Source organism: Prevotella pectinovora (genome assembly GCF_041323955.1).
GTDB classification, from domain to species: Bacteria; Bacteroidota; Bacteroidia; order Bacteroidales; family Bacteroidaceae; genus Prevotella; species Prevotella pectinovora.
Window position 1 is genome coordinate 298,894 of sequence record NZ_JBGLIV010000001.1, and the last position, 19,083, is coordinate 317,976.

16 protein-coding genes and 1 pseudogene are annotated in these 19,083 nt (G+C 47.9%); 14 read left to right on the forward strand and 3 right to left on the reverse strand.

What is annotated here, in order from left to right:
- The first annotated feature begins 113 nt into the window (after nucleotides 1-113).
- On the forward strand, nucleotides 114-2,735 hold the full coding sequence (gene alaS, locus ACDC99_RS01225) for an alanine--tRNA ligase (RefSeq protein WP_370755462.1): 2,622 nt from the start codon (nucleotides 114-116) through the stop codon (nucleotides 2,733-2,735).
- A gap of 1,180 nt (nucleotides 2,736-3,915) precedes the next feature.
- Here the strand turns inward: alaS and ACDC99_RS01230 are convergent.
- Nucleotides 3,916-4,176 carry a hypothetical protein gene (locus ACDC99_RS01230; protein ID WP_156139307.1) on the reverse strand — a complete coding sequence of 87 codons (261 nt, stop codon included), beginning with the start codon at nucleotides 4,174-4,176 and terminating at the stop codon, nucleotides 3,916-3,918.
- Nucleotides 4,177-4,478: 302 nt separating this feature from the next.
- Here ACDC99_RS01230 and ACDC99_RS01235 point away from each other — a divergent pair, with 302 nt between their 5' ends.
- The 6 genes from ACDC99_RS01235 to ACDC99_RS01260 all read left to right on the forward strand — a co-directional run bounded on the left by ACDC99_RS01235 (nucleotide 4,479) and on the right by ACDC99_RS01260 (nucleotide 10,253).
- Nucleotides 4,479-5,702: a site-specific integrase gene (locus tag ACDC99_RS01235; RefSeq protein ID WP_005775881.1), complete on the forward strand. Its 1,224-nt coding sequence runs from the start codon at nucleotides 4,479-4,481 to the stop codon at nucleotides 5,700-5,702.
- Nucleotides 5,699-6,088 (forward strand): hypothetical protein, encoded by a 390-nt coding sequence (locus ACDC99_RS01240; RefSeq protein WP_004328110.1) that lies wholly within the window; start codon nucleotides 5,699-5,701, stop codon nucleotides 6,086-6,088. The genes ACDC99_RS01235 and ACDC99_RS01240 overlap by 4 nt, the downstream gene beginning before the upstream one ends.
- Before the next feature lie 277 nt (nucleotides 6,089-6,365).
- Nucleotides 6,366-7,571, forward strand: a complete 1,206-nt coding sequence (locus tag ACDC99_RS01245; protein WP_004328112.1) for a primase-helicase family protein — start codon at nucleotides 6,366-6,368, stop codon at nucleotides 7,569-7,571.
- Between the two features lie 257 nt (nucleotides 7,572-7,828).
- A complete protein-coding gene (locus ACDC99_RS01250) occupies nucleotides 7,829-8,767 on the forward strand; it encodes a toprim domain-containing protein (RefSeq protein WP_005775883.1) in 939 nt (312 codons plus the stop codon).
- 176 nt (nucleotides 8,768-8,943) lie between these two features.
- Nucleotides 8,944-9,309: a MobC family plasmid mobilization relaxosome protein gene (locus ACDC99_RS01255; protein WP_004329306.1), complete on the forward strand. Its 366-nt coding sequence runs from the start codon at nucleotides 8,944-8,946 to the stop codon at nucleotides 9,307-9,309.
- A complete protein-coding gene (locus ACDC99_RS01260) occupies nucleotides 9,306-10,253 on the forward strand; it encodes a relaxase/mobilization nuclease domain-containing protein (protein WP_370755466.1) in 948 nt (315 codons plus the stop codon). The genes ACDC99_RS01255 and ACDC99_RS01260 overlap by 4 nt, the downstream gene beginning before the upstream one ends.
- Before the next feature lie 21 nt (nucleotides 10,254-10,274).
- Here ACDC99_RS01260 and ACDC99_RS01265 read toward each other — a convergent pair whose 3' ends face one another.
- Nucleotides 10,275-10,910, reverse strand: a complete 636-nt coding sequence (locus ACDC99_RS01265; RefSeq protein ID WP_224201639.1) for a helix-turn-helix domain-containing protein — start codon at nucleotides 10,908-10,910, stop codon at nucleotides 10,275-10,277.
- A 71-nt stretch (nucleotides 10,911-10,981) separates the two neighbouring features.
- Between ACDC99_RS01265 and ACDC99_RS01270 the strand changes: the two genes are divergently transcribed.
- On the forward strand, nucleotides 10,982-11,146 hold the full coding sequence (locus tag ACDC99_RS01270) for a hypothetical protein (protein ID WP_009016553.1): 165 nt from the start codon (nucleotides 10,982-10,984) through the stop codon (nucleotides 11,144-11,146).
- A 47-nt stretch (nucleotides 11,147-11,193) separates the two neighbouring features.
- Here ACDC99_RS01270 and ACDC99_RS01275 read toward each other — a convergent pair whose 3' ends face one another.
- Nucleotides 11,194-12,093, reverse strand: a complete 900-nt coding sequence (locus ACDC99_RS01275) for a helix-turn-helix domain-containing protein (protein WP_004329302.1) — start codon at nucleotides 12,091-12,093, stop codon at nucleotides 11,194-11,196.
- 169 nt (nucleotides 12,094-12,262) lie between these two features.
- Between ACDC99_RS01275 and ACDC99_RS01280 the strand changes: the two genes are divergently transcribed.
- From ACDC99_RS01280 to ACDC99_RS01305, 6 genes and pseudogenes are all read left to right on the forward strand, one after another.
- Nucleotides 12,263-13,552, forward strand: coding sequence for an IS1380-like element IS612 family transposase (locus ACDC99_RS01280; RefSeq protein WP_005814044.1), 1,290 nt, complete (start codon nucleotides 12,263-12,265; stop codon nucleotides 13,550-13,552).
- Between the two features lie 273 nt (nucleotides 13,553-13,825).
- A complete protein-coding gene (locus tag ACDC99_RS01285) occupies nucleotides 13,826-14,602 on the forward strand; it encodes an MBL fold metallo-hydrolase (protein ID WP_004329300.1) in 777 nt (258 codons plus the stop codon).
- Nucleotides 14,599-15,267, forward strand: coding sequence for a radical SAM mobile pair protein A (locus ACDC99_RS01290; RefSeq protein ID WP_004329299.1), 669 nt, complete (start codon nucleotides 14,599-14,601; stop codon nucleotides 15,265-15,267). The genes ACDC99_RS01285 and ACDC99_RS01290 overlap by 4 nt, the downstream gene beginning before the upstream one ends.
- On the forward strand, nucleotides 15,264-16,139 hold the full coding sequence (locus ACDC99_RS01295; RefSeq protein WP_004329298.1) for a radical SAM mobile pair protein B: 876 nt from the start codon (nucleotides 15,264-15,266) through the stop codon (nucleotides 16,137-16,139). The genes ACDC99_RS01290 and ACDC99_RS01295 overlap by 4 nt, the downstream gene beginning before the upstream one ends.
- Nucleotides 16,140-17,501: pseudogene (locus ACDC99_RS01300) on the forward strand (sensor histidine kinase); the annotation flags it as partial.
- A complete protein-coding gene (locus ACDC99_RS01305; RefSeq protein WP_005775887.1) occupies nucleotides 17,494-18,816 on the forward strand; it encodes a sigma-54-dependent transcriptional regulator in 1,323 nt (440 codons plus the stop codon). The pseudogene ACDC99_RS01300 and the gene ACDC99_RS01305, both read left to right, overlap by 8 nt.
- Nucleotides 18,817-19,083 lie beyond the last annotated feature (267 nt).

Below are 19,083 nucleotides of genomic sequence, written 5' to 3' on the forward strand. Positions count from 1 at the left end.
TTATATCAATAGGTAAGAGGCATGGGCAAGCACACCCGGCAATATCATTGCCCTTTTCCTGTGCCCTTAGCAACAGAGTCAAAAAGAAATATTATTAAAGAAACAAGAATACGATGATGACAGCAAATGAAATCCGCGACTCATTCAAGAAATTCTTCGAGTCGAAAGGACACGTTATTGTACCGTCAGCGCCAATGGTCATCAAAGACGACCCTACGCTGATGTTCACCAATGCAGGTATGAACCAGTGGAAAGACATTATCCTCGGCACCCGCGAGCCGGAGCCACGCCGTCGTGCCGACACACAGAAGTGTCTGCGCGTTAGCGGTAAGCACAACGACCTCGAGGAAGTGGGCCACGATACCTACCACCACACCATGTTTGAGATGCTCGGCAACTGGAGCTTCGGCGACTACTTCAAGGAGGGCGCCATCGACTACGCATGGGAATACCTCGTCGACGTGATTCATCTCGATCCAAACGACCTCTACGTCACAGTATTCGAGGGCTCTCCCGAGGAGGGACTCGCTCGCGACGATGAGGCAGCCGGCTTCTGGCTCAAGCATGTGCCTGCCGACCATATCATCAATGGCAACAAGCACGACAACTTCTGGGAGATGGGCGACACAGGCCCTTGCGGTCCATGCTCTGAGATTCATCTCGACTCCCGCACTCCGGAGGAGAAGGCAAAGACACCGGGACGCGAACTCGTAAACAAGGACGACCCACAGGTGATTGAGATCTGGAACATCGTGTTCATGCAGTTCAACCGCAAGGCCGACGGTTCTCTCGAACCACTGCCAATGCACGTCATCGATACCGGTATGGGCTTCGAGCGACTCGTGCGCGCCCTGCAGGGCAAGCATTCTAACTACGACACCGACATCTTCCAGCCTATCATAAAGGAAATCAGCACTCTCTCTGGTCTGAAATACGGCGAGACAGAGGAAGTTGACGTGGCTATGCGTGTCGTTGCCGACCACCTCCGTGCCGTGGCATTCTCCATTGCCGACGGTCAGCTGCCAAGCAACGCCAAGGCTGGATACGTCATCCGCCGCATCCTTCGTCGTGCTGTGCGTTATGCCTACACCTTCCTGGGTCAGAAGGAGTCGTTCCTCTTCCGTCTCGTGCCGGTATTGGTACAGGAGATGGGCGGAGCATTCCCGGAGCTTTCTGCCCAGCGCGAACTCATCACCAAGGTGATAAAAGAGGAGGAGGAGTCGTTCCTGCGCACACTCTCCAACGGTATCAACATGCTCAGCAGCGCCATCGGGGCTGTGAAGGCTGCCGGCAAGACAGAGCTCGACGGCACACAGGCGTTCCGCCTATTCGACACCTACGGATTCCCACTCGACCTCACCGAGCTTATCTGTCGTGAGAGCGGCGTCACCGTAGACGAGAAGCAGTTTGACGTAGAGATGCAGAAGCAGAAGGAGCGTGCCCGCAATGCGGCAGCTGTGGAAAACGGCGACTGGATTGAGGTTCGTCCGGGCGAGCAGCAGTTCGTGGGCTATGACTATACTGAATATGAATGTCACATCCTGCGCTACCGCAAGGTGACGCAGAAGAAGAACACATACTTTGAGCTCGTTCTCGACAACACTCCTTTCTATGGCGAGATGGGAGGTCAGGTGGGCGACACCGGTGTCCTCGTAAACGAGGAGGAGACCATCACCATCACCGACACCAAACGTGAGAACAACCAGTCTGTGCATATCGTGAAGGCTCTGCCAAAGAGCGTAGAGGCAGAATTCATGGCTTGTGTGGATACCGACAAGCGTGAGGCGAGTGCAGCCAACCATACTGCAACCCACCTTCTCGACTATGCCCTCAAGCAGGTGCTCGGCGACCACGTGGAGCAGAAGGGATCATTCGTGTCGCCAGACACATTGCGTTTCGACTTCGCTCATTTCCAGAAGGTAACCGACGAGGAAATCCGTCAGGTTGAGCGTATCGTCAACGATATGATCCGTCAGGACATCCCGTTGCAGGATCATCGCAACGTGCCGATAGAGGAGGCTAAGCAGCTCGGAGCTATAGCATTGTTCGGTGAGAAATACGGCGACAGGGTCCGCGTGGTGCAGTTTGGTCCGAGTGTTGAGTTCTGTGGTGGTATCCACGCCCACAGCACCGGTCGCATCGGTATGCTGAAGATCGTTTCCGAGAGCAGCGTTGCCGCCGGCATCCGTCGTATCGAGGCTAAGACAGGCGCTGCCTGCGAGCAGATGATGTATGACCTGGAGGACGGCATGAAGGCTATCAAGGCTCTCTTCCATAATGCCAAGGACTTGCAGACCGTAATAGGCAAATACATCGAGGAGCACGAGGCTATGAAGAAGAGCATAGAGAAGTTCCAGGCTGAGGCAGTGGAGCGTGCCAAGGAGCGTCTTTTGCAGCAGGCTCGTGAGGTTGGCGGCGTGAAGGTCGTTACCTGCGTGTTGCCGATGACTCCAGAGGCAGCCAAAGACCTCGCCTTCAAGCTCCGTGCCGCACAGCCGGAGAATATGCTCTGTGTTATCGGTAGCAAGCATGACAACAAGCCGTTGCTCACCGTTATGGCTACCGACGACCTCGTCAGCGACCGCGGTTTCAATGCCGGTAAGGTTATCCGCGAGGCTGCCAAACTGATTCAGGGTGGCGGTGGCGGTCAGCCTCACTTCGCCACAGCGGGAGGAAAGAACGTCGACGGTCTTTCTGCCGCTGTAGACAAGGTAGTAGAGCTGGCTCAGTTATAAACCTCAAACGGTCTAATGACCGATTTGGGTTAAATCAAAGATAAAGACAATTTTTGAATAAAATTGTCAACCATCTGGTCGTAAGTGCGGAAGTGTCTGAATTACAGATACTTCCGCATTTTAGTACGCGCAAAAACCATCTGGTTATTGTCTGGATGGTTTAAAGAATAACCCATCCTAACCTTCCCCAAGGGAAGGAACAGGCTACTACAGCTAATTGTTTTCAGCCCCCACCTAGCCTCCCCCGAAGGATAACCCATCCTAACCTTCCCCAAGGGAAGGAACAAGTTACTCAGAATATTAACCTCAGCCCCCACCTAGCCTCCCCCGAAGGGGAGGGACGGATACCATTGGCTACATGATTTTCGTTAGTAGTCGTCTGATTTATCGTCAGTAGTCATCTGATTATCAACGGTTTGTCAGCAGCAATAGTGACTGTCCCTCCCCTTCGGGGGAGGCTAGGGGGGGCTTAAGTTATTAGGTGGTGCTGGGTTTTAGGTTATGTGGTGCTGGTGTCAATATCCGGAGTAATATGTTCCTTCCCTTTGGGAAGGTTAGGATGGGTTTGAGTTTAGGATGGGTTATCCTTTGGGTAGGTCAGGATGAGTATTAAAGTGTTTTTGGGCATCTTTTGAGCATCACCCGTGCCCACATGGGGCAAGGTGCTTGCCCCGGTTGGGCAACGTGCTTGCCCCACATGGGCACGCTGCTTGCCCATTTCGTGACGTTTTTGTTGTCTTTGCCGATGATTGTGATTTGGCTTATCAAAGAATTAGCCCGTGATTTAGGATTCAATGGATTAGCCCGTAGGCTTCAATGAGGATGCTGTGTGGCCGTCACTTTTATGCTCTTGTTTCCATGTTCTATGATACTTCTGTGATACTTCAATGATACTTTTCTGTAAAACATTCAGAAAAGTATCATTTGGTCAAATCGTTAGTATATAAGGTCTTAGGGGTGTAATTGGAGGACAGAATGATACTATGATACTTTATTTTGAGAAAACAATATTACTCGTTGATGTAATGAGGGAGTGTGATGATTATTTGTCGTTGTAGTGTTCTTCTGCTTGGATTATCAGTACTGATACGCGGTCGTCGTAGATGTCGTATATAATGCGGTCATTTTTTCCACTTACGTAGTGTCTTGTCAGCCTCTTTGGAATACTCAATAGTGTAGATCATAGGTTGTCGAAATATCGTTGCATTTCTTCTGGTGTACTACATGAAATGGTCTCGCCATTGGCATACTCGCGACGCGCCTTGTTTATAGAGCGGTGCATGGCGGGTGTGATGGTCTCGTCATCTTTGAGGTTGGCCATTCGTACAGAGGCTACACCTCGTAATAGTTTCAAAGCCTTTTTGATGTCGGCTATGAGCGCATTGTCTTCCAGTGTGACAATCATCTGTACTGGTTTGGAGTTTAATGTTGCTGATGCCATATCGTTATCATTTAGTTGTTCTTTGTTAGCAAAGTTACGAAAAATCTCTGGAAAAGACGAATAAAAAGGGACAAATGTCTTCGTAATGCCTGTCAATAAGGCGTTTGCGAAGACAAATGAGGACAGGCGAAAAATCGAGGTAACGTAAAGGAAAGCGGATTTATGAAGAAGAACGGTCTCCAAATCATTACCCGCCGAATGGTGATTTTTAACACACCGTGTTGTATTTGGCAGCTTGTGGCACAGGTTGGCATATCAAGGTCTAACTCGTTGAGTAATAACTTTGCAAACAAAAAACGAGTATGGCAAGAAGCACATTCAAGGTTCTGTTCTACGTGAACGGCAGCAAGGAGAAAAACGGTATTGTCCCCATCATGGGACGAGTGACAATCAACGGGACTGTGGCGCAGTTCAGTTGTAAGCAGAACATCCCGAAAACGCTTTGGGACGTGAAAGGAAACAAGGCGAAAGGCAAGAGCCGCGAGGCACGAGACATCAACCTTGCCCTTGACAACATCAAGGCGCAAATCATCAAACATTACCAGCGCATTTCAGACCGCGAGGCATTTGTTACGGCTGAGATGGTGCGCAACGCCTATCAGGGAATCGGCAGCGAGTATGAGACGCTGCTAAAAGCATTCGACCGTGAGAACGAAGTGTTCAAGAAACGGGTAGGCAAAGACAGGGTAATGGCTACCTATCGGGCACGTGTACGGGCAAGAAACCATGTAGCCGCCTTTATCAAGTCGTTTTACAGACGCAGCGATATGTCCATGTTGGAACTTACTCCCGATTTCATCAAGGAGTTCGCCGCATACCTCTCGACTGAAGCCGGATTGCGGAACGGTTCGATATGGGCAAACTGTATGTGGCTGAAAGGCGTGGTCATGAAAGCGCATTATAACGGGTTGATACCGCGCAATCCTTTCATCCAGTTTCATATCAGCCCCAATGTGAAAGAACGGGAATATCTGACGGAGGATGAACTGAAAGCGGTCATGACACATGAGTTTGCAGACAGCAAGCTCGCATACATCCGTGACATTTTCATCTTTGCCAGTTTCACCGCCTTGTCATTCGTGGACATTCAGGAACTGACGAATGACAACATCGTGGAGGTGAACGGCGAGAAGTGGATATTGTCCAAACGCCACAAGACAAAAGTCGCCTTCCAAGTGAAGCTGCTGGATATACCCTTGCAGATAGTCGAACGCTACCGACCGATGCAGAAAGACAATCGTATATTCCCCGGCTTGAACTATTGGTCTATCTGCAAACCGTTGAAACGGATGATAAGGGAATGTGGCATAACCAAGTCAATATCATTTCATTGCAGTCGTCATGGCTTCGCAACATTAGCTTTGAGCAAGGGGATGCCCATTGAAAGCGTAAGCCGTGTGTTGGGACATACGAATATAGTCACGACCCAACTCTACGCAAAGATAACCACGCAGAAGCTCGACAACGACCTGACCATGTTCGGCGACAAACTGAGTAAGACGTTTAACGGAATAACGATGTCATGAGTATGAGAAGAAACAGCATAACAGTGAATGAATCCGGCAATATCATCATGCCGGAGAATGTCTCAAACATTTGGATGAGCGAGCCGGAATTGGTGGAACTGTTCGGAGTAATTGCTCCGACACTTCGTTCTGCCATCAGAAACATCTATAACAGTGGAGCATTAAAAGAATACGAGGTACAGAAGTATGTTCGGCAGGAGAACGGGTATCATGCCGATGTGTTCAGCTTTCCGATGATAGTCGCACTTGCTTTCCGCATTGACAGCTTCGGTGCGGAACAGGTGCGCAATGCCATATTTAAAAGGCTGTACTTGCGAAAAGAGAAAACAAATATCTTCTTTTCGCTGGGTATAAATGGTTGGGATATGTCTAATTATCAGGCATAAGTTCTAATGATATGACGACATGAAGTAGTGAGACCTATGCGTATTCCCATTGCCAACAATGTATTTATACGAGTATGTGAATAGGTGTATTGCCATTCATACGTACGATTACGACAAACCCGAAGAAAAATCCATTAGAATGGCATTTCTTCGGGCTTTTGTTGTATGTCATAAAGCCAAATCCAAGAAAATCTTACGTGAGGTATGCGTGAGTTGTTAATCCGTTCTGCGCTAATTGCCGAGTTTTGCACTGATTAAACAAAAAAATGAAGTGCTAATGAAACAAGGCAACTTTGAAAATGAGGAGTTTATCCGTGTGGGTACTACCCTCTACAAGTTAGTGAACCAGCCCCGTCTGAACGGAGGCTATGTGAAGAAGCGCATCGTGTGGAACAACGAAACACTGCGGCAGGACTACGGCAAGGACTATCTCGCCACCGTGCCGAAGTACGACGGCTTCTGCACCGTCCCCGACCATGTGGACTACCGTCCCGTGGTGGACAAGTTCCTGAACCTCTACGAGCCGATAGGACACCGTCCGCAACAAGGCGAGTTTCCCTGTATCCGGTCATTGGTGCGCCATATCTTCGGTGAACAGTATGAATTGGGCATGGACTATCTTCAATTGCTCTACCTGCAACCCGTGCAGAAACTGCCTATCCTGCTGTTGGTATCAGAAGAACGCAACACGGGCAAGAGTACATTCCTGAACTTCCTGAAAGCTGTGTTTCAAAACAATGTCACTTTCAATACCAACGAGGACTTCCGCAGCCAGTTCAATTCCGACTGGGCAGGAAAACTGCTCATCGTGGTGGACGAGGTATTGCTCAACCGCAGGGAGGACAGCGAGCGGTTGAAGAACCTCAGCACCACACTTTCCTACAAGGTGGAAGCCAAAGGCAAAGACCGTGACGAGATAGCGTTCTTTGCCAAGTTCGTGCTATGCTCCAACAACGAGTATCTGCCTGTTATCATTGATGCAGGTGAAACACGCTATTGGGTGCGCAAGATAGACCGTCTGCAATCCGATGACACAGACTTCCTGCAAAAGCTGAAAGCTGAGATACCTGCCTTTCTGTATTACCTGCAATACAGACAACTTTCCACCGAAAAGGAAAGCCGTATGTGGTTTGCGCCCTCTTTGCTGCATACCGAAGCCTTGCAGAAGATTATCCGCAGCAACCGCAACCGATTGGAGATAGAGATGTGCGAACTTATCCTTGACATTATGGAAAGTGTCGGCACGGACACATTCTCGTTCTGCCACAACGACATTCTTCTTTTGCTGGTACATTCGCAGGTAAAGGTGGAGAAGCACCAAGTCAGAAAGGTATTGCAGGAATGTTGGAAACTTACTCCTGCCTCTAACGGGCTTACATATACCACTTACCAATTCAATTACAATCGGGAGTGCCGATATGAGCCGATAAAAAGAGTCGGTCGTTTCTACACCGTCACAAGGGAACAACTTGAATCCCTGTAATACTATTCTTTTTTTGTTGAATTGATGAATAATGATATAACCATACTGATAATAAACAGCATACACTCTCAACAAATTCTCAACAATCGAAAAGAAAAGTTGAGAGGGAAACAGCATCAGTTTGTTGGATTCTCTATTTGTGAGTGGTTTGTTGAGAAGATGTTGAGAATATAAAGCATTAACGTATAGGACAATACATATCTCATTCATCAAATCAACGTTTTTACAGTCATCATCAAATCCATAGAAATTATATCATGAACATCCAAGAAGCAAAACAAATCAAAATTGCGGACTATCTGCAAAGTTTGGGTTATTCGCCCGTAAAGCAACAGGGAAACTGCCTGTGGTATAAATCCCCGTTCCGTCAGGAAACGGAAGCCTCGTTCAAGGTGAACACCGACCGCAACCTGTGGTTCGATTATGGACTGGGAAGAGGTGGTAACATCATCGCACTTGCAGGGGTACTGTACGCATCCGACCATGTGCCTTATCTGCTTGGCAAGATAGCGGAACAGGCACCACACATCCGTCCCATATCTTTCTCTTTTCGCCAGCAGGCATCCGAACCGAGTTTCCAACATTTGGAGGTGGGCGAACTCACCCATCCGGCATTGCTCCGATACTTGCAGGAACGGGGCATAAACATCGCTTTGGCAAAGGCGCAATGTAAAGAGCTCCACTTCACCCATAACGGCAAGCCCTATTTCGCCATCGGTTTTCCGAATGTGGCGGGAGGATTTGAAGTGCGTAACCGTTTTTTCAAAGGCTGTGTCGCACCCAAAGACATCAGCCATATTCGGCAACAGGGAGAAGCGAGAGAGAAATGCCTTGTATTCGAGGGCATGATGGACTATCTTTCATTCCTCACGTTGCGGAAGAGGAACTGCTCGAACTTGCCCGACCTTGACAGGCAGGATTACGTCATCCTCAATTCGACCGCCAATGTTTCCAAAGCTATAGATGTGCTGCACGGGTATGGACGTATCCACTGCATGCTCGACAATGACGAGGCGGGAAGAAAGGCGTATCGGGAATTGGAAAGGAAGTTCGCCGGACGCATCCGCGACTTCTCCGACAACTACAAAGGGCATAAAGACCTGAACGATTACCTGCGTGGAATCCGGCAGAAATTAGCCGTTAGTCCACCGCCAAGAACTATCGTAAAACCCAAGAAGAAAGGGTTGGGATTATGACATCCCGAATGAGAAAAACGGGAGATGCCCGAAACTCATTCCTTAAGGATTGGGAGGTAGCAAGTTTGTGTTTCGGGTGTACCGAAACCGCTTGCCACCCACCATCCAAATTGCAGGAGGTGGCATCCCGTCGGTCTATACAGTTGAATCAGTAACCGAATTAAAAGGAATAAAATATGGAACAGACAAAGGAACACAAGGAACGCAACAAGGGAGGTCGCCCCAAGAAGGAAGCAACCGAGAAACTGAAATACCGTATCGCAGTGAAAATGACGGCAGCCGACTACTTCCGCCTGCTGACACGATCGCATGAGGCGGGCGTATCACCAAGCGAGTACATGAGGGAATGTTTCCGTAACGGTCATGTGAAAGAACGGCTGTCGGAGGAACATGCCGGATACATCCGCCAACTCTGCGGCATGGCTAACAATCTCAACCAGCTTGCGCGTAAGGCAAACGCCGGAGGCTTCCACGATGAACGGTGGGACTGCAAGGTGGCAGTGGCAAGGATTCATGAACTTATAACCAAGATAGGGATATGATGGCGAAAATCGTAAAAGGAAGCGACTTCAAGGGTGCGGTGGATTACATCATCGACAAGAAGAAGGATACGCAGATAGTAGCAAGCGAAGGCTTGTTTATGGAAAATCTGGAAACTATCGCCATGAGTTTCAATGCCCAGTCACGGATGAACGATAAGGTGACAAAACCTGTCGGACATATCGCGTTGAGTTTTTCCAAAGAGGATGAGTTACGGCTGACGAACCGTATCATGGCAGGCATCGCGCTTGAATATATGGAACGGATGGGAATCAAGAATACGCAGTTCTTCATCGCCCAGCATTTCGACAAGGAGCATCCGCACGTGCATATTGCTTTCAACCGCATAGACAACAACGGCAATACCATATCGGACAGGCACGAGCGTCTGCGCAGTACCCGCATCTGCAAGGAATTGACCTTGAAATACGGCTTGCATATGGCTGGCGGAAAGGACAATGTCAAACGCAACCGCCTGAAAGAGCCAGACAGGACGAAATATGCGCTTTACGACATCATCAAAATGGAAGTCGGCAGATGCGGCAACTGGAACGTGTTTATCGCCAACCTGAAACGGCAGGGAGTGGAAGTACATTTCAAGCATAAGGGGCAGACCAGCGAGGTGCAGGGTGTTGTATTCTCCATGAATGGCTACCATTTCAACGGCTCCAAAGTGGACAGGCGTTTCAGTTATTCCAAGATTGACGCGGCTTTGCAGCACAACAGATGCAGGGAACGTATGGGAATAACAGCCGGAATATATGAAACGGCTACACCAAGCGCACCGTCCGGCACGGCACAAAGCGAGTTGTTCAACGGCTCTTGGGGATTGCTAAAAAGCAGTGGCTCATCTTATAACGCTGCTGATGCGGAAGCCAATCAGGAAATGGTGGATATACTTCGCAGAAGGAAGAAAGTTAAGCGCAAGAGAGGTGTTGGGTTCTAATATTCTGTACTAATCCAATTCTCACGACACTTGCGCTCTATATTCATTCGGAGTGTAACCTACCTCTTTCTTGAACAGTCGGGTAAAATGTTGCGGGTACTGAAAACCGAGATTATAGGCGATTTCATTAACGGTGTCGTCTGTAGATGCAAGTTCCGTCTTGGCTATTTCAATAGACTTGTCATGAATGAAATGCAGGGCGGTTGAACCTGTTTCTTTTTTCAATAAATCACTGAAATAGTTGGGCGAGAGGCAGAGCTTGTCTGCACAATACTGTACAGTGGGCAAGCCTATCCGTTTAGCAGCCCCATCATGGAAGTATTCGTCAAGCAACCGCTCAAATCTTGCGAGGATGTCTCGGTTTTGGTTGTCGCGTGTGATGAACTGACGGTCATAGAAACGTGTGCAGTAATCAAGGAACGTCTTGATGCTGTCTGTGATGAGGTTCTTGCTGTGACGGTGTATCGGATGGTTCAATTCATATTGAATCTTGTGGAAGCAATCCATGATGATTTGCCGTTCTTCCACACTAAGGTGCAATGCCTCGTTTGTCTCGTAGGAAAAGAACGAATATTCACGCATTATCCGCCCGAGAGGTGTATTCCGCAGCAGGTCGGGATGGAACATAAGCAGGTAGCCATCTGGTTGGAACTGCATGCCGTCATCTTCCGCACCGAACACCTGTCCGGGCGCGATAAATATCAGTGTGCATAATTATTCCTAAGTCTGTGAAACCGGAACGCATGAAGCAGAATCTCGACATATTAGACTTCACCCTGTCGGCCGACGACATGGCACGGATAAAGACGCTGGATACCGACAAGCCTTTCTTACTCGGCTCGCACGAAGATCCAGAAATCGTAAAATGGTTCATGCAGTACAAAAACGCCTGAACATCAACAACCATATTTCGATAGCCGCTATCGACTATATTAAGAAGTTATTCGTATATGCCTTTATTGTAATCCGTCATGTACTGAGTAAATGTTTTGCCTGTTTGCTGTTTGAAGAAGCGCATGAGATGGCTCGGATCAGAGAAATTGAAATCATCCGCCATTTCACTGACAGTGCGGTTGGAGAATAGCAATTCGTTCTTCAGTTCCTCAAGCAGACGTTGTTTTATCAAATGGGTAGCTGATACTCCGAATTGGGCTTTTACTGAGTTATTGAGTGTGATGCGACTGACATGAAGCATGTCTGCATATTCCTGCACCCGCTGGTGGGTGCGGATATTCTGTTCCAACAAGTCCTTGAACCGAAAAGCGAAATTGTTTTTAGCAATTTCAGCGGGCAAGCAATAGGCGGCAGCGTATGTACGATTGATAATCAGCAAAAGATAATATAGTAAGGAAACAATGATATTGTACGTATCGGACACTGGATTCATCAGCTCATACTTAATCTTTCCGAGCAGCCGCATATATTCCTTCATTTCGTCATGTGTGGCATTGATGTAAGGCGGCGTATCTGTCTGGTAACAATACAAAAGGCGAAAAACGAAGAACTTGTCGGCGATAAAAGTACGCATGAAATCTTCGCGGAATATAAGGAACGTGTAATCCAACGCCGTCTCATCTACATGCCACTCTTGTTGCTGATGGGGTGAAAGCAGGAGAACCATGCCGTCGCGCAGTTCAATCTTGCGGAAGTTCAGTAGCAAATATCCGTTTGCCTTACGGAAAAAGTAGAAGCTGAAGAAGTCTGTCTTAAACCGCTTGTTTTCTGTCAGCACAAGTCCGATGTCCTTGTTTATGGCAGTATTGATGTAAAAATCCACGCCGCAGCGTGTCTTGTTGAACGGTACGCTGACCAGTCGATCAGGGTTGATTATCTCGTCCATATCCTTGTCGTTTTTGCAAAGATAATAATTTCCCTTAATTCCGCAACACTATAATTTAACTTTATTTATAAGTTCCTGAGCAACAAAAAGTTGCCCAGGATTTTGCCATGTCAGAATTTTCACTTATCTTAGTGTTGCAAAAAGAAAACAAGCAAAACTCTAATATGACATGGCAAAAATACAAATTAAATCTGAGAAACTCACACCTTTTGGAGGAATTTTTTCAATCATGGAGAAATTTGACTCCATGCTTTCACCCGTTATCGACTCAACACTGGGTCAGAGATGCAGCAGTATCTTCGGATATCAGTTCAGCGAGATAGTCCGTTCGCTGATGAGCGTTTATTTCTGTGGCGGCTCATGCGTGGAAGATGTAACGTCACAACTGATGCGCCATCTCTCGTATCATCCTACCCTTCGTACATGCAGCTCTGATACCATCCTCAGAGCCATCAAGGAACTGACACAGGAAAACATCTCCTATACTTCCGACCAAGGCAAGACCTATGATTTCAATACTGCAGACAAACTCAACACATTGCTTATAAACGCTTTGGTTTCTACAGGCGAGTTGAAGGAAATTGAGGAATACGATGTTGACTTTGACCATCAGTTCCTTGAAACGGAGAAGTATGATGCAAAACCGACCTACAAAAAGTTCCTCGGCTACAGGCCTGGCGTATATGTTATCGGTGACAAGATAGTCTATATCGAGAACAGCGATGGTAACACGAATGTGCGTTTTCATCAGGCAGACACCCATAAGAGATTCTTCGCTCTTCTGGAATCCCAGAACATCCGTGTAAATCGCTTCAGGGCAGACTGCGGTTCCTGCTCGAAGGAAATCGTCAGTGAGATAGAGAAGCATTGCAAACATTTCTACATCCGTGCCAACCGATGCAGTTCGCTCTACAATGACATCTTTGCTCTGAGAGGATGGAAGACGGAGGAGATTAACGGCATCCAGTTCGAACTCAATTCCATTCTCGTTGAGAAATGGGAAGGCAAGTGCTATCGTCTTGTCATCCAGAGACAAAGACGCAACAGTGGCGACCTTGACCTGTGGGAAGGCGAATACACTTACCGTTGTATTCTGACCAACGATTACAAGTCATCGACAAGGGACATTGTTGAATTCTACAATCTGCGTGGCGGCAAGGAACGTATCTTTGACGACATGAACAACGGATTCGGTTGGAGCAGGCTCCCCAAGTCATTCATGGCGGAGAATACTGTCTTTCTTCTGCTTACTGCATTGATACACAATTTCTACAAGACCATCATGAGCAGGCTTGACACCAAGGCTTTTGGGCTCAAGAAAACGAGTCGCATAAAGGCTTTTGTCTTCAGATTCATCTCCGTACCTGCCAAGTGGATCATGACTGCAAGGCAATACGTGCTGAATATCTACACAGAGAACCGAGCTTATGCAAAACCCTTCAAAACAGAATTCGGATAAGAATCCTTTCTTTCCGGTTTGAATCTGCGTATTACCTCAAGTCGCATCGTGGGGTAAGGGGATGGTGGCTACATATTGATGTTGTGCTGTTGCTTTTTACTGAAAGCTGCTACTAACGACTCATAAATCTACCCTTAATCGTGTATTGGATGATAGTTGCGGATTTTAGGATTTCATTTATCAAAATGGCATAATTACCGTTTTTTCAGGCATAGATGTTTCGCCGGATTCTTCCGAACTTTGCACCCGTAATCAATAACAAGACATATAGTCATGAAAAAGACATCTACAGTACAATTGGTGCGCAATGCCACCTTGAAAATCAGGTATGCGGGACACACCATGCTAATTGACCCCGTTTTAGCCGACAAAGGCACTTTGATATCGGCCCTCGGTGTGAATAAAACACCGAGGGTACACCTCACCATTCCTATTCAGGATATTATCGGAGGCGTGGACATGGTGCTCCTGACCCACAATCACATCGACCATTACGAGCCGAGTGTCCCCACACATTTGCCCAAAGAAATTCCTTTCTACGTTCAGCCCCAGGACGCGGACGCCATCAGAAACGACGGATTTACAAATGTGATACCCATCGAAGAAATAAAAACAATAGACGGCATATCCATTTACCGCACGACCGGACATCATGGTTTCGGGCAGATCGGGCAGATGATGGGACCTGTATCAGGTTATGTGCTAAAAGCCGAGGGCTTCCCGACCGTTTATATAATGGGTGACTGCCGATGGGAAGCATGTATCCGAGACACCGTGGAACGGTTCAATCCTGACTATATCGTGGTAAACTCCGGAGGTGCAATCTTTCCCGAATTTTCCAAAACGGACGGTCCTATCATCCCCGACGAGAACGAAGTGATGCAGATACTTGACGAATTGCCTTCGCATATCAAGCTGATAGCCGTACACATGGATGCCATCGACCATTGCCAGACCACCCGTGCAATTCTGCGCAATGAGGCAACGCATCACGAAGCCGACATGAGCCGGCTGATTATCCCGGAGGACGGAGAAACAGTTGTGTTATGAGTGTCTGCATTAAATCCCTGATAAAAAACATGAACATAGTGGTAGGGTGCACTATAGGATGCCCTTACTGCTATGCCCGTAACAACTGCCGCCGTTTCCACATTACCGACGACTTTTCCGTGCCTGAATACATGGAACGAAAACTGCGCATCATCGATACGTCCCGTCCTCATGTGTGGCTCATGACAGGAATGAGCGATTTCTCCGATTGGAAGCCTGAATGGAACGCAGAAATTTTCGAGCGGATCAGCAGCAATCCCCAGCACGCCTATATCTTTCTGACGAAGCGCCCTGACAAAATCAGTTTCTCCTCTGACGACGAGAACGTATGGATGGGCGTGACCGTTACGCGCAGTTCCGAGAAAAGGAGGATTGATGATTTGAAAAAGAATATCAAAGCACGACACTACCATGTCACGTTTGAACCTCTCTTCGATGATATCGGCGAGATTGATTTCGAGGGAATTGACTGGATTGTCATAGGCACAGAGACCGGAAACCGAAAAGGAAAGTCATATTCGCGCCCCGAATGGGTGCTTAGCATTGCAGAACAGGCAAAGGCTCATGGCATACCGGTGTTCATGAAAGAGGATTTGCTGCCGATTATGGGCGACGAAAGAATGATTCAGGAATTGCCGGAACAATTTACCAGACGAATACAATGAATATGGATACAATAAAGGAAATAGATGTAAAGAGTGTAATGACCAAATCCTCTCTGCCGGTGGGAGGATATTCGGTCAACCCTTATGTAGGGTGTCCCCACGCCTGCAGGTATTGCTACGCATCGTTCATGAAACGGTTCACCGGGCACACCGAGCCGTGGGGTACGTTTTTAGATGTAAAAAACTGGAAGCCGATAACGAATCCTCATAAATACGACGGTGAACGTGTTGTAATAGGGTCTGTGACGGACGGTTACAATCCGTATGAAGAAGAATTCCACCGTACCCGAAGGCTGCTCGAAGAGCTGCGAGGAAGCGATGCCGAGATTATGATATGCACAAAGTCCGATCTTGTCCTTCGCGATCTCGACCTGTTGAAGAGTTTTCCCAAAGTGACTGTGTCATGGTCTGTCAATACGCTCGACGAGCAGTTCTGCGCAGATATGGACAACGCCGTAAGCATTGAACGCCGTCTGAAAGCGATGCGTCAGACATACGAGGCAGGTATCCGCACCGTATGCTTCGTCTCGCCCATATTCCCCAGAATAACAGACGTAAAGGCAATAATAGAGGAGGTAAAAGATTATGCTGATTTAATCTGGCTTGAAAACCTGAATTTACGCGGGCAGTTCAAAGGCGGGATAATGACGTATATCCGTGAGAAGTATCCTGACCTCATACCGCTTTACGAGGAAATTTACAATAAAAAAAGGCTTGAATACTGGCAGGCATTGGAGCAGGACATTTCAAATTACGCCAAGGAGCAGGGCTTCCCGTATCGTATAAACGATCTGCCATACGGACGCTCGGAAAAAGGCAAACCTGTCATCGTAAACTACTTCTACCACGAAAAAATACGATTGACAAAATGAGGCTATGCCGGACTGATGCAGAAAAGTTGTAGCGCGGATAAAAGCACCATGTATGTGGATAATATCCGGCAATCTTCCGAGCGTATGCGGGAGATGCTCAACACGCTGCTGGATTTCTTCCGTCTGGACAACGGCAAGGAGCAACCCAACCTTTCCCCTTGCAGGATTTCCGCAATCACGCATATTCTTGAAACGGAGTTCATGCCCATTGCCATGAACAAGGGGCTGACTTTGATAGTGGAGAGCCACACCGATGCGGTGGTTTTGACCGACAAGGAACGTATCCTGCAAATCGGCAACAACTTGTTGTCAAACGCCATCAAGTTCACGGATAACGGTAGTGTATCATTGGCAGCGGATTATGATAACGGTTTGCTGAAACTTATCGTTGAAGATACCGGTACGGGCATGACCGAAGATGAGCAACAACGAGTATTCGGTGCATTTGAACGTCTTTCAAATGCCGCCGCAAAAGACGGCTTCGGATTAGGATTGTCCATCGTGCAGCGTATTGTGGCGATGCTCGGTGGAACTATACGCTTGGAAAGCGAGAAAGGCAAAGGGAGCCGCTTCACGGTGGAAATTCCCATGCAGACAGCCGAGGAACTGCCGGAACAGACAATTCAAGCGCAAATGCGCCATAATCATATCTGCCATGATGTGATTGCCATCGACAATGACGAGGTACTTCTCCTTATGTTGAAAGAAATGTATGCCCATGAAGGGATGCACTGCGATACCTGTACCAATGTTTCGGTACTGATGGAGCTGATACGAAAAAAGGAATACAGCCTGCTTCTGACGGATCTGAATATGCCTGAGATAAGCGGTTTTGAACTGCTGGAACTGTTGCGCTCATCCAATGTAGGCAACTCGAAGAGTATTCCCATAGTCGTGACAACCGCTTCGGGCAGTTGCAGCAAGGAGGAACTTATAGGGCGTGGATTTGCCGGATGCCTGTTCAAGCCGTTCTCCATATCCGAACTGATGGAGATTACGGATAAATGCGCATTAAGCAGCATATTGGATGAAAAGCCGGATTTTTCCACTCTGCTATCTTATGGCAATGAATCCGTCATGCTGGACAAACTGATAGCGGAAACCGAAAAGGAAATGCAGGCGGTCAAGGATGCAGAACAGCGTAAAGACCTCCAAGAACTGGACACACTTACACACCATCTGCGAAGTTCATGGCAGATTCTCCGTGCCGACCAGCCATTGAGGGAACTTTACGCCCAACTTCATGGAAGTGCCACTCCAGATGACGAAGCGATATGCAAAGCGGTGACCGGCTGTGCTGGATAAAGGTGCTGAAATTATCCGGCAGGCAAAAGAAGAAAGGAAAAATACGAAAATGGATAAAACAAGAATCATCGTGGTGGAGGACAATATCGTGTATTGCGAGTTTGTCTGCAACCTGCTGGCACGGGAAGGATTCCGTACCGTGCAGGCTTACCACCTCTCGACCGCGAAGAAACTTCTGCAACAAGCCTCAGACGGGGACATCGTGGTTTCTGACCTACGACTACCCGACGGTGACGGCATCGACCTATTACGATGGATGCGCAAGGAAGGCATGACACAACCGTTAATCATCATGACCAACTATGCCGAAGTGCATACGGCAGTCGAAAGTATGAAACTCGGCTCGCTGGACTATATCCCCAAGCAGCTTGTGGAGGATAAACTTATGCCTCTGCTTCATACCATCCTGAAAGAACGGAGTATCGGACGAAATCGTATGCCCGTTTTTGCCCGTGACAGTTCCGCCTTTCAGAAAATCATGCAACAGATAAGATTAGTTGCCCCTACTGATATGAGCGTGCTGATATTCGGAGAGAACGGCACGGGCAAGGAGCATATCGCCCACCATCTGCATGATAAGAGCAAAAGGGCAGGGAAACCGTTTGTGCCTGTGGACTGCGGTTCACTCTCCAAAGACCTTGCGCCCTCGGCATTCTTCGGACATGTCAAAGGCGCGTTTACGGGTGCGGACAGCACAAAGAAAGGATACTTCAATGAGGCAGAGGGTGGCACATTGTTCTTGGATGAGGTAGGCAATCTCGCATTGGAAACCCAGCAGATGTTACTCCGTGCCATACAGGAACGGAGATACCGCCCTATAGGTGACAAGACGGACAAGAGCTTCAATGTCCGCATCATCGCCGCCACCAACGAGGATCTGGAGAAAGCGGTCATTGAAAAACGTTTCCGACAGGATTTGCTGTACCGTTTGCACGACTTCGAGATAACTGTTCCGCCCTTGCGTGACTGTCAGGAGGACATCATGCCGTTGGCGGAGTTCTTCCGTGAGATTGCCAACAATGAATTGGAATGTAGCGTGACTGGGTTCGATGCGGAAGCCCGTAAGACATTGCTGACCCATCCGTGGCCGGGTAATGTCCGTGAGCTTCGGCAGAAGATAATGGGCGCGGTGTTGCAGGCACAGACGGGAGTTGTCATGAAAGAGCATCTGGAACTTGCCGTAACGAAACCGACCTCACCTGTCAGCTTCGCCTTGCGAAACGATGCGGAGGACAAGGAACGCATCTTACGCGCGTTGAAGCAGGCAAACGGAAACCGCAAGGTTGCCGCCGAATTGCTCGGAATCGGACGTACAACGCTGTATAGCAAGTTGGAAGAGTATGGATTAAAGTATAAATTTCAGCAATCATAGCCCGCAACTTGCCGAAAATAGAAGTAACGGTTAAACCGGATTATTCAGCGAAGATAAAAAACGTCCTGTGATAAAAATCATGGGACATTTTGATGTGTATCCGATTTTTATTGCTACTTTTGTACCAAGACGAGAGACATTGACAGCAACTCACAGCAGAACGTAGAAATAGACAGGGTTGCCAAATCATTACCTCATTTTTACCTTATCCTCAGAACTGCTTGCTAATAAAGTGGTTATAAAAATCTTCCAGAATTAGCGAAATAT

Coding starts and splice junctions, on each gene's coding strand:
- alaS (WP_370755462.1), top strand. CDS start 114: ATGATGACAGCAAATGAAATCCGCGACTCATTCAAGAAATTCTTCGAG.
- ACDC99_RS01230 (WP_156139307.1), bottom strand. CDS start 4,176: ATGGCATCAGCAACATTAAACTCCAAACCAGTACAGATGATTGTCACA.
- ACDC99_RS01235 (WP_005775881.1), top strand. CDS start 4,479: ATGGCAAGAAGCACATTCAAGGTTCTGTTCTACGTGAACGGCAGCAAG.
- ACDC99_RS01240 (WP_004328110.1), top strand. CDS start 5,699: ATGAGTATGAGAAGAAACAGCATAACAGTGAATGAATCCGGCAATATC.
- ACDC99_RS01245 (WP_004328112.1), top strand. CDS start 6,366: ATGAAACAAGGCAACTTTGAAAATGAGGAGTTTATCCGTGTGGGTACT.
- ACDC99_RS01250 (WP_005775883.1), top strand. CDS start 7,829: ATGAACATCCAAGAAGCAAAACAAATCAAAATTGCGGACTATCTGCAA.
- ACDC99_RS01255 (WP_004329306.1), top strand. CDS start 8,944: ATGGAACAGACAAAGGAACACAAGGAACGCAACAAGGGAGGTCGCCCC.
- ACDC99_RS01260 (WP_370755466.1), top strand. CDS start 9,306: ATGATGGCGAAAATCGTAAAAGGAAGCGACTTCAAGGGTGCGGTGGAT.
- ACDC99_RS01265 (WP_224201639.1), bottom strand. CDS start 10,910: ATGCAGTTCCAACCAGATGGCTACCTGCTTATGTTCCATCCCGACCTG.
- ACDC99_RS01275 (WP_004329302.1), bottom strand. CDS start 12,093: ATGGACGAGATAATCAACCCTGATCGACTGGTCAGCGTACCGTTCAAC.
- ACDC99_RS01280 (WP_005814044.1), top strand. CDS start 12,263: ATGGCAAAAATACAAATTAAATCTGAGAAACTCACACCTTTTGGAGGA.
- ACDC99_RS01285 (WP_004329300.1), top strand. CDS start 13,826: ATGAAAAAGACATCTACAGTACAATTGGTGCGCAATGCCACCTTGAAA.
- ACDC99_RS01290 (WP_004329299.1), top strand. CDS start 14,599: ATGAGTGTCTGCATTAAATCCCTGATAAAAAACATGAACATAGTGGTA.
- ACDC99_RS01295 (WP_004329298.1), top strand. CDS start 15,264: ATGAATATGGATACAATAAAGGAAATAGATGTAAAGAGTGTAATGACC.
- ACDC99_RS01305 (WP_005775887.1), top strand. CDS start 17,494: ATGGATAAAACAAGAATCATCGTGGTGGAGGACAATATCGTGTATTGC.